This is a genomic window from Streptomyces sp. RerS4 (genome assembly GCF_023515955.1).
Classification (GTDB): domain Bacteria; phylum Actinomycetota; class Actinomycetes; order Streptomycetales; family Streptomycetaceae; genus Streptomyces.
Map to the genome: position 1 here is coordinate 145,251 of NZ_CP097322.1, position 15,977 is coordinate 161,227.

Consider the following 15,977-nt stretch of genomic DNA (forward strand, 5'->3'; position numbering starts at 1 on the left):
GGTGCTGGACGATCCTTGATGATGACCTGGAGGTCGTCCCCGTCGCCGATGACTGGCTGCGGAACCTTCGGTTCGCGTGGGACCGGGCGGAGCGCCCAAGTCCGGCAACCGGACAGCCGCCCGCGGCCGGACGCGACCCCGCACGAACTGGCCCCGCGCCCGGAGCTGACCGCGCTGGCCTCCCACTGGCTGGAGAGCGCAGGCCGACGCTGCCCGAGCCGCGAACCGGGATCTGACCCGAGCCCTCAACCGGCGTGGATGACCGCTCCAGGCCATCCGGAGAGCAGCTTCGGCATCACGACCGTGACCTGGGCAGCACCGCCTGGCCGGCCGCGGCCGTGGTGAGCTTGCCGACGGCCATCAGGACGGTGCCGAGGCCGGCGCGGGTCTGGGGGGTGTGGCCGGTGGCGATGCGGTGGAACTGATGGTTGTGCGCGGCGAGCTGGACGTAGCCGTCGAGTGGCCGGTAGCCGGTGGGGCCCAGCGCCATGGGTAGGAGGGGTTCGGGTTCGCCGGTGAGGATGTGGGCGGGGTAGTCGGGGACGAACGCCATGGGGCGAGCGATGCCGACGAGGTCGATGGCGCCTTCGGTGACGAGGCGTTCCATGGTGGGACGGGTGCGTAGGCCGCCGGTGAGCATGAGGGGGACGTTGATGCGCTGGCGGACCTTGGTTGCGTAGTCGGCGAAGTAGGGGCCCTGGTGGCGAGTGTGGTGGACGCCTTCCATGGCGGGTTCGGCGTAGTTGCCGCCGGTGATCTCGAGCAGGTCGATGCCGGCGTCGGCGAGGGCGGCGGCGACGTCGAGGGACTCGGTCTCGCTGAGGCCGCCGTACTGGAAGTCCTTCGAGTTGAGCTTGACGGAGACGGGTACGGCGGGGCCGACGGCTTCGCGTACGGCGGTGACGGTCTCAAGGAGGGCGCGGCGGCGGCCTGCCGGGGTGCGGCCGTAGTGGTCGTCGCGGGTGTTGGCGAGTGGGGAGAGGAACTGGGAGAGCAGGAAGCCGTGTGCGGCGTGGATCTGGATGCCGTCGAAGCCTGCGGCGACGGCGAGTTCGGCGGTGCGGGCGAAGTCGCGGATGAGCGCCTGGATGCGCTGCGCGGTCAGTTCGCGCGGGGTGCGCAGGTTGTAGCCGGGGACGGGTTCGCGGGTGGCCGAGGGAGCCACGGGGCGGCGGGTGAAGGGGACGGTGGCGACTCGGCCGGGGTGGTTGATCTGCATCCAGACCGCTGTGCCTTTGGCGTGGGCGGCGTCGGCCCACCCGGTGAAGGCGGGCAGGGTGCGGGTGTTGTCGAGGATGGCGTTGCGGGGTTCGACGAGTCCGTCCCGGTTGATCATGACGTTGCCGGTGATGAGCAGTCCGGCGCCGGAGCGGGCCCAGGTGGCGTAGAGGCGGCGCAGACCGACGGTGGGGATGCCTGCACGCGTGGCGAGCTGTTCGCTCATACCGGCTTTGGCGATGCGGTTGGCCAGCACCGCTCCGCAGGGAAGGGTCAGCGGTTCGGCGAGCACGGTGGTCGTAGAGCCGGTCATGTCGCCGGTCGTGGAGTCGGTCATGTCAGAGCACCCTCGGACGGAGTCGGGTCGCCGTGAACAGCGGCGAGAGCGGGCGGAGCGGGATCGGCGGGGAGCCGGCGGTCAGGTCGACGCGGTGGAGGCGGGCCTCAAGGACGCGTCCGAGGCCCATCTGGTCCAGCGGGTCGCGTTCGGAGCCGCCGACAGTGAGCTCGAAGCCGGTGACCTCGCGGACTTCGAGGGGGTGTTCGCCGGGCGTGAAGCCAACGATGCGGGGCAGGGCCGCCCCGAGGAGGCCCATGGCGTTGCGGTGCGGGCGGCCGAGAATCAGCGGCGGGTCGTCGATCTGCCGACCGAGGGTGCCGCCCATGGTGATCAGCGTGCTGCCCCGCCTGCGTGCCTCCGCATGGATGGTGTCGCGGTCGAGGTGCCAGTCGATCTCGCCCAACTTCTTCGGATAGCCGAGCAGTTCACGGCCGAGGATGAGCGCGACGTCGTCGTCGAGGATCATCCAGGGGCAGTGGATGCCGGTGCGGCGGCCGACCTGGATGTGCACGAACACCCCGGCCTCGTGATGGATCGAGCCGTAGTTGCAGTCGGGGAAGAACGCGGTGAACACGTCCGCCCGTGCGGGCTCGGCGATCCGGATCCCGCACGGGAGCCAGGGCCGCATCCGTTCGGGGTCGACCTCGACGGTCGCGGTGAAGTAGTGCGCGTCGCGGTACAGGGTCCCGCGCGGGTTGCCCAGGGTGAGCAGACGCCGCAGGTCGGAGGCCAGGCCGCGGCCCTGGGTGCGGGTGGCGGGTTCCCAGTCGGTCACGTCAGCCTCCCGTACACCGCCCGCACCAGCCGGCCAGTGACCCCGCGGGGGGTGTACTGCCCGCCGACCGTCTGCACCTTGGCGAAGGTCCCCGGTACGACGCGCCGTCTGCCCCGGGCCATGCCGGCGAGCGCCTCCCGCGCGGCCTGCTCGGCCGAGACCCACAGGGGGCCGGGGACCAGGCGGTCCACCGCCGGTACGTCGGCGACGCGGGTGAACTCGGTGCGTACCGGGCCGGGGGCGAGGAGGGTGCAGCCGACTCCGGTGCCGGCGAGTTCGGCGTGCAGGGATTCGGCGAAGGTGTTCGCGAACGCCTTCGAGGCGGCGTAGGTGGTGTTGTTCGGGCCGGGCTGGTTACCCGCGGTGGATCCGGTGATCAGGATCGCGCCCACCCTGCGCTCCAGCATTCCCGGCAGCACGGCCAGGGTCAGCTCGTGCACGGCCACCACGTCCAGCTCGACCTGGAGCCGCTCCCGTTCCGGCGCGAGGGCGGACAGCGGGCCGTACGTGGCGAAGCCTGCGTTATTGCACAGCACCGCGATCTCCCGGGACGCGAGCTCTACGACCAGCTCCGCCCGTTCCGCCCGGTCACCGAGGTCGCAGGCCCGTACCTCCGCCTGGACGCGGTGCCGCTCGGTCAGCTGCTCGGCGAGCGCCTCGAGCCGGTCCTTCCGCCTCGCCACCAGGATCAGGGAGTGGCCGCGGGCGGCCAGGTCCTCGGCGAGTGCGGCGCCGATGCCGGACGACGCGCCCGTGACCACGGCCCGGCTGCGTGGTGTGGGGGTGGGCAGGCTCATGCGGACGCCTTTCATCGCGGTGACGCCAAGGGGACACGCGAAAGCTACACGACTGTAGCTACATATGCGTAGCTTTCTGGTCGTAGGATGAGCCCATGGCTTCCCCCGGCACCTCCGCCAAGCGCCCGTACGCTCCCCGCATGTCCCCGGCCCAGCGGCGCGAGCAGCTGCTGGACACCGCACTGCGGATCATCAACACGGAAGGCGTGGCCGGGGTCTCCGTCGACGCGGTGGCCAAAGCGGCTGGTGTGACCAGGCCGGTCGTCTACGGCCAGTTCACCGACACGAGCCACATCCTGCGCGACCTGCTGGCCCGGGAAGGCGAACGCGCCCTCGCCCAGATCACCGACACCCTGCCCGCCGACCTCGCCGACGCCGACCCCCTCGACACCTTCACCCACGTCGCCGAGAGCTTCTTCACCGCCGTGACCACCCACCCCGACCGGTGGCGCGCCATCCTCCTGCCCGTCGACGCCACACCACCGCCCGTACGCAGCTACCGGCAACAGGCCGAGACCGCCATCCGCGCCCAGTTCGCCGAGATCACCCGCCACTTCCTCGCTGGCCGCCCAGGCGCCGAGACGGTCGACGTCGACCTCCTCGCCCATCTCCTGCTCACCGCCATGGAGGAAGGCGGCCGGCTTGCCCTGGCCGCCCCCGACACCTACCCGCCCGAGCGCCTCACCGCCATGGCCCGGTTCATGGTCGAAACCTTCTTCGCCCGCTACACGGCCACCGCCAAGCGTGATGGCCGCCGCGTTTGAGCGGTACACCGATCCCAAGACCCAGTGATGGCGCCACACGTGTGCACTCGATTCGGCAGGCGGCGCGGGCACTGAGCTGCATCGAGTCGCTCAACCACGCCTCGCGCCACAGGACCTACCCCAGAGAACCCGCTCTGCGTCCCGTGCCGTAGCGCCCTCCAGCAGGCCCAGCAGAAGCCACACTCCGGAGCCTGACCGCCCAGGCTCACGCGGTCCGGTCTCATTCCTGGACGCGTACGACGACTGCGACCACCGCGTGCCGCGTCGTCCCGGCCGCGACCTCCACCACCAGGCCATCGTCCGCACGCTGGTACGGCTCGCCGTCCGGCGTGCGGGATTCGGCGGCTGGGCCGGCTGCCCGGAGGAAGAGGGCGACCTGAGCGGCCAGCGGCGCAGTCAGCTGCTGGGAGCGGGCCACCCGGCCATCGGGCAGCCGGACAACGAGGTGGCGAGGGCGCGCCACCGTCCCGGTGAAACCCGCAATGGGGCGCCCGGCCTCCGGAGTTGGCATGACTTTCTCCCCCTGTCGAACGCATGGCCTGGGGGGATGGTGTCACCGGCTCCGGAGGCATCGACAGACCGCTGAATAGGGGCATGACCACCGGCCTTTCCGCAGGTCGGGAGGCTCTTCGTAATGTGGATGTGGCGATCGGTGCCGTGGGACGGCCGGGCAGGAACGACCGGAGGACGAGCGTGATCGACGTCAGCGACATCGGTGTCTTCCTCGGCCTGGACGTCGGCAAGGGCGAACACCACGCCACCGCCGTCACCCCGGCCGGGAAGAAGGCCTTCGACAAACGGCTGCCCAACAGCGAGCCCAAGCTCCGCGAGGTCTTCGGAAATTGCAGGCCAAGCACGGGAACGTCTTGGTCGTGGTCGATCAACCGGCATCCATCGGCGCCCTGCCACTGGCGGTCGCCCGCGACATGGCATGCCCGGTCGCCTACCTGCCCGGACTGACGATGCGACGGATCGCCGACCTCTATCCCGGCGAGGCCAAGACCGACGCCCGCGATGCCTTCGTCATCGCAGACGCCGCCCGCGTCATGCCGCACACACTCCGCTCGGTCGACCTCGAAGACGAGACCATCGCGGAGCTGGAGATGATCGTGGGCTTCGACGACGACCTCGCCGGCGAAGCCACCCGCATCAGCAACCGGCTTCGGGGCCTGCTCACGCAGATCCATCCGTCGCTGGAACGGGTCCTGGGACCGCGAGTGCAGCATCCGGCCGTGCTCAAGCTCCTCGACCAGTTCGGCTCCCCGGCCCAGATCCGCAAGGCCGGACGCCGCCGGCTCGTGACCTTGATACGTCCGAAAGCACCACGGATGGCCGAGCGACTGGTCGAGGACATCTTCACCGCGCTGGACGAACAGACCGTCGTCGTTCCCGGCACGGACGCGGCCGCGCTGATCGTCCCCAGCCTGGCCGGCTCGCTCCAGGCAGTCCTTGACCAGCGGAAACTACTGGCCGCGAGGATCAAGGAACTGCTGGCGGCCCACCCTCTTTCGAAGGTCCTTACGTCCATGCCGGGGATCGGCGTCAGGACCGGAGCCCGCATCCTCATCGACGTCGGCGACGGATCCAGCTTCCCGTCCGCCGCCCACCTCGCCGCCTACGCAGGCCTCGCCCCGGCGACCCGCAGCTCGGGCTCCTCGATCCCCGGCGAACAACCCTCCCGACGCGGAAACAAGCAGCTCAAACGGGCCTTCTTCCTCTCCGCGTTCGCCGCGCCAGCCGACCCGACATCCCGGGCCTACTACGACAAGAAGATCAGCCAAGGCAAGCACCACACCCAAGCCCTCCTCTGCCTCGCCCGCCGCCGAGCCGACGTCCTCTCACCCCACCACCGGGGATGAAGAAGAGCTTCATCCCCGGCGGTCGGGCCCACCCGCGACGCCGGGCGGCCGTCCGGTCAGCTCTGGAGCCACTTCCCGGGCCACGCACGTCAGTCCAGCCAGCGAAACACGTCCAGCTACTCAACTTGATTGGGTGATGTCGGGTGGCGTGCGCCATCGGTCACCTGCGCCGGTGACCGCCGCCCCATATGGGCTGGCCCTCGGTGTGCATACTGTGACCGGCAGAGGGCCGTCGTCCGACCGAACGGCGATGGGTGGGGCCGATAGGCCACGGGCCGGGCCGGACGATCAAGGAGACCAGTGATGGATGTCGAGGAATGCTGGCGCCGCTACGGGCTTCGCCCCGTCGACGCGGACCTCGACGAGATCCGTGTACTCCTCCGGGAGCACACGGCGCGTGAGCGACGCTCCCAGGGCGAGGGCGACACCGAGCTGATGAGGCTCTGCTGCTTCTATCTGTTCAACAGCGGCGACGTCGACGACGTGCTCCTGATGTGGAGTGCGAAGCAAGCCAGCTTCGACGCAGCGTGCTCGATCGACATCGAATTCCTGCTTGGGCACGGGCTCGACGCGACGAAGGCCCACCTCTCGGCCAACCGTGCACCTGCTGCGGCAGCGGCTCTGGATCGACTGCGCGAGCTCGAGGCAGACGGTGAATTCGAGGGCTTCTCAGTGGAGGAGCGCTCCGCCTCCTACGACCGGTACTACGGCGACTGACGAATCTGCAGCGCCGGTCAGTCGTCCGTGATGAGGCCAGTGCCCGCAAGGCAGCTGTCGACGAAATCCGGGCGGTACTGGATCTGCTTGAGCCTGCGCTTCACGGCCCTGGTGATCTGGCCCAGGTCGGCTGCGGCAAGGTTGCCGATGTCGCGTTTGACCAGCGACCAGATGCCCTCCTGCGGGGTCAGGTCCGGCGCGTAGGTGGGGAGTTGGAACACAGTGAGCCAGGCTGCATTCGCGGCGATGAACTCCCGCATCCCGGCGGTCAGGTGGAGGCGGACGTTGTCCCAGACCAGCACGATCGGTCCGCCGAGCTGGATGCGGGCACGCGCCAAGAGGTCGCGGAGGTCCCGCCAGCCGAAGCCCTTCGGCTCGCCCTTGCGCCCTCGGTACTCGCGGATGGCGTAGATCAGCCGGGACCGCTCGCCCGGCTTGTAGCAGGTCATACCCGCCATCGACACCCGTCCGGAGCCCCGGCCGCGAACCCGGACGACCGGGGTCCGGCCGATCCGTCCCCAAGTTCGAGAGCGCGGCGGCGTCATCGACTGGCCGGCCTCATCCTCGAAGACGATCCAGCCGTTACACGCCGCCGCACAGCTCTTACCCGTGGCCAGACCTCCTTCTTCCACAGGTCAACCGACGCATCGTCGCGCTCGATCGCCCGGCGGGTGGGCTGCTGCCACGACCAGCCGTGCCGCTTCAGCAGCCGCCACGTGCCCTCCACCGTGTACGAAACGTGGAACAGTCGACCGATCAGCGTCTTGACTCGCGCCAGCGTCCACCGCTGATCGGCCCAGCCGTGGACGCGTGGTCCACGCTCCAACTCCCGCTCCGGTCTCGCGATCTGAACCGAGCTGAGCCTGGGACGTCCAGGCGATCCCTTCGACAGGATCCCGGCCTCGCCTCGCTCGCGCCAGGCCCGGCGCCACCGCTCCACGGACCGCTCACTCACCCGCAGCGCGACAGCGATCTCCCGGTTCTTCTCCGCGCACTCGAAGCGTTCCACGGCCTGCAGCCGGATCCGCTCCCGCACGGCCCTCTCGGCGTCGGTCAGCCCGCCGCCCTGCGCGGACCTCACAGCCCCACAGCTACCGCAGCCGACAGGCCGGCGTCAGGCAAACATCCCCGACATCACCCAATCAAGTTCAGTAGCGATTTGAGCCGTGTGCCATCCCTCAGAGCTTCTGATTTCGCACAGGCGGAGTACTCCACCGAGAGGATCCTTGCGAGTAGTATCCGATCATGACAAACGACCTGCTGTACAGCACTTCGGTCAACATGTGGATCGACCGTAGCATTTTCGGGATCAACGAAGCGCCATCCGCAGATGAACCGGGCGATATCTGGGCGCTAATGGAAGTGGATGACACACCTGTCCGGGTCGGCCTCGGCGCTATCCTCTTCCGGAGCACCGTCGGCAGACACAAGTCGCTGGTCACGGTGGAGGTTCGCACCGCGTCCACCTGCCCCGACCAGGGGTTTGAATCCATCTACCACGATGTATACCGAAGCAGAAGTGGCAAGGCGGTACTGTCGAATATCGATGGACCCAAGATAAATTTCGCCCTACAGTCGGAAACTGAGTACACATTGAGCGTCTGGCGCAAGGGAGGCGACACGGCTCCGGCGCGGCACGATGAGATGCTCGGAGTCGTATTACCCATCGAAGGACTGGAAGAGTACGTAATCCAGTTCGTTCCGGCAGCGCAATAAGAACCCGAGAATGCGCGAGTCCCCTCTCGGTGCTCGCGCATTCAACGAGTTCAGCTACCTGGAATCCCATTTCTGATTCTCGGCTCCGGAGCAGGTGTGGACCTCACGCTTCTGCCCGAGCACCGCCGCGGGCACGGCGCCCTCTACGACGCTCTGAACTGCGGCCGTATCGACGTCGGCAGGCTGCGGCGGACACTGGCCGCGCTGCCGCAGCCGAGGGCTGCCCGCCACCGGCTCGTCCTGGCCGTGGACGTGAGCAATTGGCTGCGGCCGGACGCCAAGTGCAGCCCGGACAGGTTGTTCTGTCATACCTTCGGTCGCGGCCGGGACCAGCACCTGATGATCCCCGGGTGGCCGTACTCGTTCGTCGCCGCCCTCGAATCGGGCCGCACGTCCTGGTGCCAGCTGCTGGACGCGGTCCGCCTTGGGCCCGAGGACGACGTCGCCGAGGTCACCGCCGCCCAGGTCCGCCGCGTGGTCGAGGACCTGATCGGCAGCGGGCAGTGGCGCCAGGGTGACGCCGACATCGTGGTCGTCTTTGACGCCGGCTACGACGCCCCGCGCCTGGCCCACCTTCTTGACGGCCTGCCGGTGGAGGTGTTGGGCCGGCTGCGGTCGGATCGCGTGATGCGCAAGCCCGTGCCCCAGCCCTGGATCTGTCCGCCGCAGGGCGGGCGTCCCCCGAAGCACGGCAAAGAGTTCCGCTTTGCCAAGCGGGAGACCTGGGGTGAGCCGGACGTGACCACCACCCAGGTCACCGACCGGTACGGCACTGCCCAGACCATGGCCTGGGACCGCATCCACCCCCGCCTCACCACCCGCTCCGCCTGGATCGAACACGACGGAGAACTCCCCATCATGAGGGCACCCTGATCCGCCTGGAAGTCGACCACCTGCCCGGCGGCGGCGACCCACTACCCCTCTGGCTGTGGTCCTCCCAGACCGGCATGAGCGGCGAGGAGGTCGATCTGCGCTGGCAGGCGTTCCTCAGGCGCTTCGATCTGGAGCACACCTTCCGGATGATCAAGCAGACCTTCGGCTGGACCCGTCCGAAGACCCGCACACCCGAGGCCGCGGACCGCTGGACGTGGCTGATCATCACCGCCCACACCCAGCTCAGGCTCGCCCGTCCGCTGGCTGGCGACCTGCGCCGCCCCTGGGAACGACCAGCACAGCCCGGCCGACTCACCCCGGCCCGAGTCCGCCGCGGGTTTCGGAACCTCCGCGCTCACTTGCCCTGCCCGGCCCGTGCACCGAAACGGAACGGGGCCCGGCCCGGCCCCGGCAGGCCCCTCGGCTCGAAGAACCAGCGGCCCGCAACCCGCCACGACGTGGGCAAACCGTCAGACGACCCGAGACGATCACCGAACGCGACCAGGCCAGAGCATAAAGAACAAGCTCAGGATGGTGTTCGGTGTTCCACCAAGCCACCCAGTCCAACAGGACCTTCACGAAGTCCGGGTACGAGAGCAGATCCTCCACCGGATCCGGGTGGCACACCTCAGCGGGGCGAGCACGTGCGTATAGCCCGGCAGCGAGACCAGCAGCATCTCCTCCACCGCACCGTTGAGGGCCTCGATGGTGCCCTTCCGGTAGGGCTTGTACGCAGGCAGATCATCCACCGGGACCGCGAAAGCGCCCAGAGCACGCTCCACCGTCCGGCACAAGAACTCCTTGCCCCGGTCCACCCGCACCACCCCGGGCAGACCACCGAACGGGCCGTACGGCTCGGTGCGACTGATCCCCGTGCGCAGCGCGGCCAGGACCGCGTCCCGGGCCGGCTGATGCGGGGTAACCGCCACCCCGACGATCGCCTTCGTCGCGACATCGATGAACCACGTCACCCACGGACACACCGCGATGCAGTCGAGGCTGACGCGGACCGGAACCCGCTTGTGATCACCCTCCCAACACGCATTCCGGTGCACAGGCGGGCGCTTGCCGTACACGTCATACCGGGGCCGCGCCGCCTCACCCCCACGCAGACCAGCCCGCTCCCCCGCCGACAGATCACGCGCCACCGCACGCTGCAACGTCGCCAACGACGGCACCGGCTCCCGGTCCCCGGCCGCCCGGGCCTCAGCAACCAATTCACGGTGCACCGCGGCCACGTTCCCGCCCCACACCGCCAAAAGCCCCCGCAAGTGAGGAGTGACCGCGAAATGCGCCCGCGGCAAAGGACCCGCCCGGCCCTCGGAACGAGCCGCCGCCACCCAACGGCGCACCGTACGGACCGAAACCCCGAGCCCCGACGCCACCAAACGCACATGCGCCGACGTCAACCCACCCCGGGAATCCAACGCCATCAGACGCGCAACCGCGCCCTCACGCCCCACCCTCGACGGCGGTACCCCATCGACCAGCTCATCGTCCTCCGGCAGCACAGCCACCACACACCACCACCCCGGCCCGACCCAGGCCAACAAAACGGCTCATCCACATGACACCGGACTCACCCTCCACTGGAGCTCCGGCAGCATCGAGGGCGCCGTCAACCGCATCAAGAAGATCAAAAGGCAGCTCTACGGACGAGCTGGCTTCCACCTCCTGCGGAAGATGATCCTGCTGCAGTAGCCCCGTAATACATGGACGGCACCGAAGCTCAACCCTCCCGCTGTCCGTTCGCATTGAAGATGGTCATCGGCAGCCTCCTGACCTGGGCGGACGGTGCTCGTTGAGCACGATCTTCCCTCCTTTAATCGCTCGGGCTCCGAGCAAATGCCGTGCAAGGATCTCACTCATGATGACCAAGCCCACTCTGACGGAACACCGCTCCCCATGGGTCGTGTTCACCTCCCCGGCCGACCCATGGCTGGCGTCGGAAACGGCCGCGCTCGTGCAGCGAAACGGTCTGGTCCTGCGGCTGGACGGCCGGGAAATGCGGGATCCGGCGTCCGTCTTCCGCACGTTCGCCCGGGAGCTGTCGTTCCTCGGCTACTTCGGCCACAACTGGGACGCGCTCGTGGACTGCCTCCACGACTGGCACGGTCCCGGCCACGGGGACCAGGACGTCGCGATTCTGATCGAGCACGCGGACGACCTGCTGAAGTCGGACTTCCTCGGGCTGTTCGTATCGGTTCTCGCCCAGGCAGCCTGGAACTCCAACCTGCGCCTGGACGGCGACGGCGAGCTCGATGAGTGGCGGCAGCGTATGGCCCAGCACTTCGTCTTCCTCCTGGACCACACCGCACCCGTTGCCTTCACGGAGAAGGCGGCCCGCGGCATGGACGTGGCGGTGGAGCTCGCGGACGGCCGCCTGCTCGCCACCCTGACCGACGTCGACTGGCCCGGTGGAGATCCCGCGTCCGCCCCCTGGACGGCCGGCCCGCTCTCCTTCGCAGACAAAGAGATCCTCAGCGGCATGACCATCAAGGCCATCAAGCTGTTCCGAGACCACCTCGGCTGCTCGATCCACGAGGCCCTGGACGTCCTCCAGTCCCGCTCTGAGCACCTGCGCTGCGAACATTCGAACGGCTGAATGACGGGCCGCGCCAGCCAAGCAACTGGATTCGCTAGGACCTGTCCGGCCGATCATGTGCGGAGCCAGATGGCGAGAGCTGCTGCATCTGGGGCATGGTGCCTGTGATGGCCCGGCCGATGAGCTGGCCGAGGTTGTAGATGTCGGCTGACTGGGTGGCGGCGTGAGAGTCCGGAAGCAGGTTCCGGTTCATGGCCGGTCCTTTCAGGATGATTGGCTCTCGCTCCAGCAGGTGATGCTGACGCTACTTCAGGAGGCCACCGGTGCCGTCCACAATCGACTCTTCCTTTGCCCCTGCCAGACCCCGTACGCCGGCGATCAGCCGACGCGGACTGCTGGTCGGCGCGGCCGTTGCCGCGGGTGCTCAGGCGTTGGGCATCCGTACCGCCCACGCGGAGCGGGTCCAGCAAGACCCATTCAAACTCGGCGTGGCCAGCGGTGATCCGCTGCCTGATGGGATCGTCCTGTGGACGCGGCTGGTGGCCGATCCCTACGACGCCCCCTCCATGGGGACCACCCCGGTGCAGGTGGAATGGGAGATCGCTGCCGATCCGCAATTCCGCCAGGTCGTCCGCCGCGCTGTCGCGGTCGCCGACCCCGCATTCGCCCACAGCGTCCACGTCGATGTACGAGGCCTGGCCCCGGCCCGTGACTACTGGTACCGCTTCCGGACGGGCAGACACCTCAGCCCGGTCGGCCGGACGCGCACCGCCCCGTCGCCGCGTTCCCGTCCCGGCGCCCTCCGGCTCGGCGTGGTCAACTGCCAGGACTGGCAGAACGGTTACTGGCCCGCGTACACCGCGCTCGCCGAGGAGGACCTCGACGCGGTGCTGCACCTGGGCGACTACATCTACGAGTGGGACCCCAACAGCACCTATCCCGACCGGCTGCACACGACCCCCGCGACCCCCGGCCTCAATCAGCTGGTCTCCCTCGCCGACTACCGGGCCAGGCACGCCCAGTACAAGACGGACCCGTCCCTGCAGGCCGCCCACGCCGCCTTCCCATGGATCGTCACCTGGGACGACCACGACGTGGAGAACAACTACGCCGATCTCCTGGACGAGAACGATGACGTCGGCGCCCGTAGGCAGGACCCCGCCACCTTCGCGCTTCAGCGCGCCGCCGCCTACCAGGCCTACTACGAGCACCTGCCGCTCCGGCAGCGCCTCGATCCCGGCTCCCCGGACTACCGGATCTACCGCCGTTTCGACTTCGGTGACCTGGTTCGGCTGAACGTGCTGGACACCCGCCAGTACCGCACGGACCAGCCGGGGGGATTCCCCCGCGACTTCGGCCCCCCGGCAGCGGGCACCCAGAACACTGCCGGCACACTCACCGGCGATGTCCAGGAGAGGTGGCTCAGGCGCGGACTGGCCGACTCCCGTGCCCTGTGGAACGTCATCACCCAGCAGGTGATGATGAGCCAGATCCGCTTCCCCAACTTCCTCGACCCGACCCGACCGCTGCCTCCCATCGCCAACCTCGACCAGTGGGACGGCTACGACCCCGCCCGCCGCCGGCTGCTGCAATTCCTGCGCGACGCGAGGGTGGCGAACCCGATCGTGCTCGCGGGCGACATCCACTCTTCCTGGTTCAGCGATCTGCGGATCGAACGCGACGACCTGAACAGCGCACCGGTCGCCGTCGAATTCACGGCAACCAGCGTCAGCTCCGACTTTCCCATCGAATTCGACGCACCGCTCAAGGCTTTCAACCCGGTCTTCAATCGGCATGTCCGCTATTACGACGGCTCCCTGCGCGGCTATCTGCGGCTGAACATCGACCGGGAGCAGTGGATCACCGACGCCCGGACCGTCGCCAGCATCGCGGTCCGTCAGTCGCCCGTGATCACCTCTGCCTCCTGGGCCGTCGCCGCCGGTGAACCGGGCCTCCAACCGACCTGACCGTCGCGTGACCCGGAGGAACACGTGGGCGTGACCCGGCCACGCCCGCCGGCACCGTCATCGACGGCGGAGCTCGTATACCTCTGTGAGGGGGCGGGGTTCGCAACGCACGAGGCCCCGTGCCGTTGAGGGAGGTGGTCGAGCCCGGGGCGGTAGGATCCGGCGCCTGAGACCGTGTCCTATGTGGTGAGGCGGAAGAGCACTTCCTTCGCGGCGTCGCGGTCGGTCACGTCGGCGGGCGTGACCATGGCCAGCAGCGGGAGACCTCGGGTACCAACGACGATGTGGCGCTTCCTGCCATTGATCTTCTTCGCCGCGTCATAACCGCGCGAGGCCTTGCCGACGGTCTCGGCGGCCTTCACGCTCTGGGAGTCGATCACAGTCGCGACTGCTCGGGGGCCCTTGCCCATGTCACGGCGGATGCGTCCACGCAGGTGGTCGCGAATTTGGCCGATGACGCCAGCCGCCGTCCATGTCGCCATGAAGCCCCAGACCGTTCGCCAGGGCGGGTAGTCGGCCGGGAGGGCTCGCCACTTGCAGCCCGTGTCAACGACATAGCGGATGGCGTCGACGATCTCCCGTCTGGGGTGCTTCTCTGGGGCCCCGCCGATCTCGGTCTCGCAGGCCGGGACGGGCAGGAGCGGTTCGAGTAGGGCCCACTCGGCGTCGGTGGTGTCCGAGGGATATCGGCGGTGGCGCATCAGGGTTTCCCGGGTGACCTCGAAACGGGGCGGCGGGCCCGGCAGCCGGGCCCGCCGCCCCGCGGGGTTGATCAGGCGGTCGCGATGAGCTTGTCGTTTAACGTCCGCCGTCGAACGCTGCTCGTACTTGATCGGCGTTTTCGCAGTTCAGCGGACATGAAGGCGGCCTTCGGCTGATCCTGTGCTCCGTCACAGAGGCAGATCAGCGCGAGGCCGTGGTTGTGAATTTGGTGCGTCAGGGTGTCCAGCGGGATGCGTTCGCGGGAGTGTCACGCTTCCGGATGGAGTTGTACGCGTGTCTGACCGCACGCGGGGATGCGTTGTTCGAGCTGTGCGACGCGCTGTTATGTACTGATGGACCCGTACGGACGCTGGTCGATCTTGCGCTCGCCCCGGAGCACCGCCGCGGTCACGGTGCTCTCTACGGCGGGCTCAATCAGGGCCGGATCGACGTCGCCCGGCTTCGCCGAGCCCTGGCCGGGGTGCCGTTGCCGAGGGCAGCGGACGGCCGGCTGGTACTGGCAGTGGACGTCTCACCGTGGCTGAGGCCGGACGCCGACACCAGCCCTGACCGGGCCTTCTGCCATACGTTCGGCCGAGGTGAAGGCAAGCACCAGATGGTGCCAGGCTGGCCCTACTCGGTCGTGGCCGCTCTGGAGACGGGCCGGACCTCATGGACGGCGGTGCTGGATGCAGTCCGTCTGAAGCCCGGCGCGGATGTCGCCGCGGTGACCACCGTCCAGATCCGCGAAGTCATCGAACGGCTCGTCGCCGCCGGCCAGTGGAAGGAGGGTGATCCCCAAGTGCTGGTGGTGCTGGACGCGGGCTATGACTCACCTCGCATCGCCCACCTACTGGGCGACCTGCCGGTGCAGATCCTCGGCCGCCTGCGCTCAGATCGGGTGATGCGACGGCCGACGCCGCCACGGATCTACGACCCCAAGGGCGGCCGTCCGCCCAAGCACGGCGGCGAGTTCGTCTTCGGCGACCCCGCGAGCTGGGGCGCCGAACAGGCTGTGACGACCACGGACACCCGCCTCTATGGGAGAGCGACCGCTCAAGCGTGGGACCGGCTGCACCCGCGGCTTACCCGCCGGGCGGCCTGGCTCGACCACGACGGGCCCCTGCCGATCATCGAGGGCACCGTCATCCGCCTCCAAGCCGAGAAACTGCCCAGCGGAGGCGTCAACAAGCCGGTCTGGCTGTGGTGGTCCGGCACCACAGCCTCCACCGAAGACGTGGACCGCTGTTGGCAGTCGTTCCTCCGCCGGTTCGACATCGAGCACACCTTCCGCCTGTTCAAGCAGACGCTCGGTTGGACCAAGCCCCGGCTTCGCAGCCCGGAAGCGGCCGACCGATGGACGTGGTTAGTGATCGCCGCCCATTCCCAGCTCCGGCTCGCCCGCCCGCTGGCCACCGACCTCCGGCGGCCCTGGGAGGCGCCAGCCCCACCGAACAAGCTGACCCCCGCCCGAGTACGGCGGGGGTTCAGAAACCTGCGCGTGAAGACGGGCTCCCCAGCCGGTGCACCGAAACCGACTCGCCCCGGTCCCGGGCGAGCACCTGGCTCGAAGAATCGCCACCCGGCCACCCGTCACGACGTGGGTCGAGTGCTCGCCACCGGCGAGCCATACACCCGACCAACCCACCATATGACGGGCACCAAGCCCCGCCGCACCAGCTGATGCAGTCGGATCGAGCTTCG

The 15,977-nt window shown here is 68.8% G+C and carries 12 protein-coding genes and 3 pseudogenes; 8 read left to right on the forward strand and 7 right to left on the reverse strand.

Annotated elements, in window-relative coordinates; all coding sequences use genetic code 11:
- Window positions 1-295 precede the first annotated feature (295 nt).
- From M4D82_RS00690 to M4D82_RS00700, 3 genes are read right to left on the reverse strand one after another with little or no spacing between them, the layout of a single operon-like run.
- Window positions 296-1,555, reverse strand: a complete 1,260-nt coding sequence (locus M4D82_RS00690) for an oxidoreductase (RefSeq protein WP_249764125.1) — start codon at window positions 1,553-1,555, stop codon at window positions 296-298.
- A 1-nt stretch (window position 1,556) separates the two neighbouring features.
- Window positions 1,557-2,333, reverse strand: coding sequence for an acetoacetate decarboxylase family protein (locus M4D82_RS00695; protein WP_249764126.1), 777 nt, complete (start codon window positions 2,331-2,333; stop codon window positions 1,557-1,559).
- The gene (locus M4D82_RS00700) at window positions 2,330-3,130 is read right to left on the reverse strand and encodes an SDR family NAD(P)-dependent oxidoreductase (protein WP_249764127.1); all 801 of its coding nucleotides are present in this window, start codon (window positions 3,128-3,130) and stop codon (window positions 2,330-2,332) included. Before M4D82_RS00700 ends, M4D82_RS00695 begins: the two co-directional genes overlap by 4 nt.
- 95 nt (window positions 3,131-3,225) lie before the next feature.
- Between M4D82_RS00700 and M4D82_RS00705 the strand changes: the two genes are divergently transcribed.
- Entirely contained in the window at window positions 3,226-3,894 is a 669-nt protein-coding gene (locus M4D82_RS00705) for a TetR/AcrR family transcriptional regulator (protein ID WP_249764128.1), read from the forward strand.
- A gap of 220 nt (window positions 3,895-4,114) precedes the next feature.
- On the opposite strand, the gene M4D82_RS00710 is transcribed toward M4D82_RS00705, so the two are convergent.
- The gene (locus M4D82_RS00710; RefSeq protein ID WP_249764129.1) at window positions 4,115-4,405 is read right to left on the reverse strand and encodes a hypothetical protein; all 291 of its coding nucleotides are present in this window, start codon (window positions 4,403-4,405) and stop codon (window positions 4,115-4,117) included.
- 185 nt (window positions 4,406-4,590) lie between these two features.
- On the opposite strand from M4D82_RS00710, the pseudogene M4D82_RS00715 reads away from it, so the two are divergent.
- Together M4D82_RS00715 and M4D82_RS00720 are read left to right on the forward strand one after the other, a co-directional pair.
- Window positions 4,591-5,753, forward strand: a pseudogene (locus M4D82_RS00715) (IS110 family RNA-guided transposase).
- A 303-nt stretch (window positions 5,754-6,056) separates the two neighbouring features.
- Window positions 6,057-6,470, forward strand: a complete 414-nt coding sequence (locus M4D82_RS00720) for a hypothetical protein (protein ID WP_249764130.1) — start codon at window positions 6,057-6,059, stop codon at window positions 6,468-6,470.
- Window positions 6,471-6,487: 17 nt separating this feature from the next.
- Here M4D82_RS00720 and M4D82_RS34485 read toward each other — a convergent pair.
- A protein-coding gene (locus tag M4D82_RS34485) for an IS630 family transposase (protein ID WP_502988844.1) occupies window positions 6,488-7,551 on the reverse strand; the annotation gives its coding sequence in 2 pieces (ribosomal slippage) (window positions 6,488-7,104 and window positions 7,104-7,551; 1,065 coding nt in all).
- Between the two features lie 164 nt (window positions 7,552-7,715).
- Here M4D82_RS34485 and M4D82_RS00735 point away from each other — a divergent pair.
- Both M4D82_RS00735 and M4D82_RS00740 read left to right on the forward strand, forming a co-directional pair.
- Complete coding sequence (locus M4D82_RS00735) at window positions 7,716-8,186, forward strand: hypothetical protein (RefSeq protein WP_249764133.1); 471 nt, start codon at window positions 7,716-7,718, stop codon at window positions 8,184-8,186.
- Between the two features lie 96 nt (window positions 8,187-8,282).
- Window positions 8,283-9,576, forward strand: a pseudogene (locus M4D82_RS00740) (NF041680 family putative transposase); the annotation flags it as partial.
- Window positions 9,577-9,634: 58 nt separating this feature from the next.
- On the opposite strand, the gene M4D82_RS00745 reads toward M4D82_RS00740, so the two are convergent.
- Entirely contained in the window at window positions 9,635-10,297 is a 663-nt protein-coding gene (locus tag M4D82_RS00745) for an integrase catalytic domain-containing protein (protein WP_249764134.1), read from the reverse strand.
- A gap of 632 nt (window positions 10,298-10,929) precedes the next feature.
- Between M4D82_RS00745 and M4D82_RS00750 the strand changes: the two genes are divergently transcribed.
- Complete coding sequence (locus M4D82_RS00750; RefSeq protein WP_249764135.1) at window positions 10,930-11,664, forward strand: barstar family protein; 735 nt, start codon at window positions 10,930-10,932, stop codon at window positions 11,662-11,664.
- A gap of 263 nt (window positions 11,665-11,927) precedes the next feature.
- Complete coding sequence (locus M4D82_RS00755; RefSeq protein WP_502988845.1) at window positions 11,928-13,571, forward strand: alkaline phosphatase D family protein; 1,644 nt, start codon at window positions 11,928-11,930, stop codon at window positions 13,569-13,571.
- 188 nt (window positions 13,572-13,759) lie between these two features.
- On the opposite strand, the pseudogene M4D82_RS00760 reads toward M4D82_RS00755, so the two are convergent.
- Window positions 13,760-14,272, reverse strand: a pseudogene (locus M4D82_RS00760) (IS5 family transposase); the annotation flags it as partial.
- A gap of 221 nt (window positions 14,273-14,493) precedes the next feature.
- On the opposite strand from M4D82_RS00760, the gene M4D82_RS00765 reads away from it, so the two are divergent.
- Window positions 14,494-15,957, forward strand: a complete 1,464-nt coding sequence (locus M4D82_RS00765; RefSeq protein WP_502989039.1) for an NF041680 family putative transposase — start codon at window positions 14,494-14,496, stop codon at window positions 15,955-15,957.
- Window positions 15,958-15,977 lie beyond the last annotated feature (20 nt).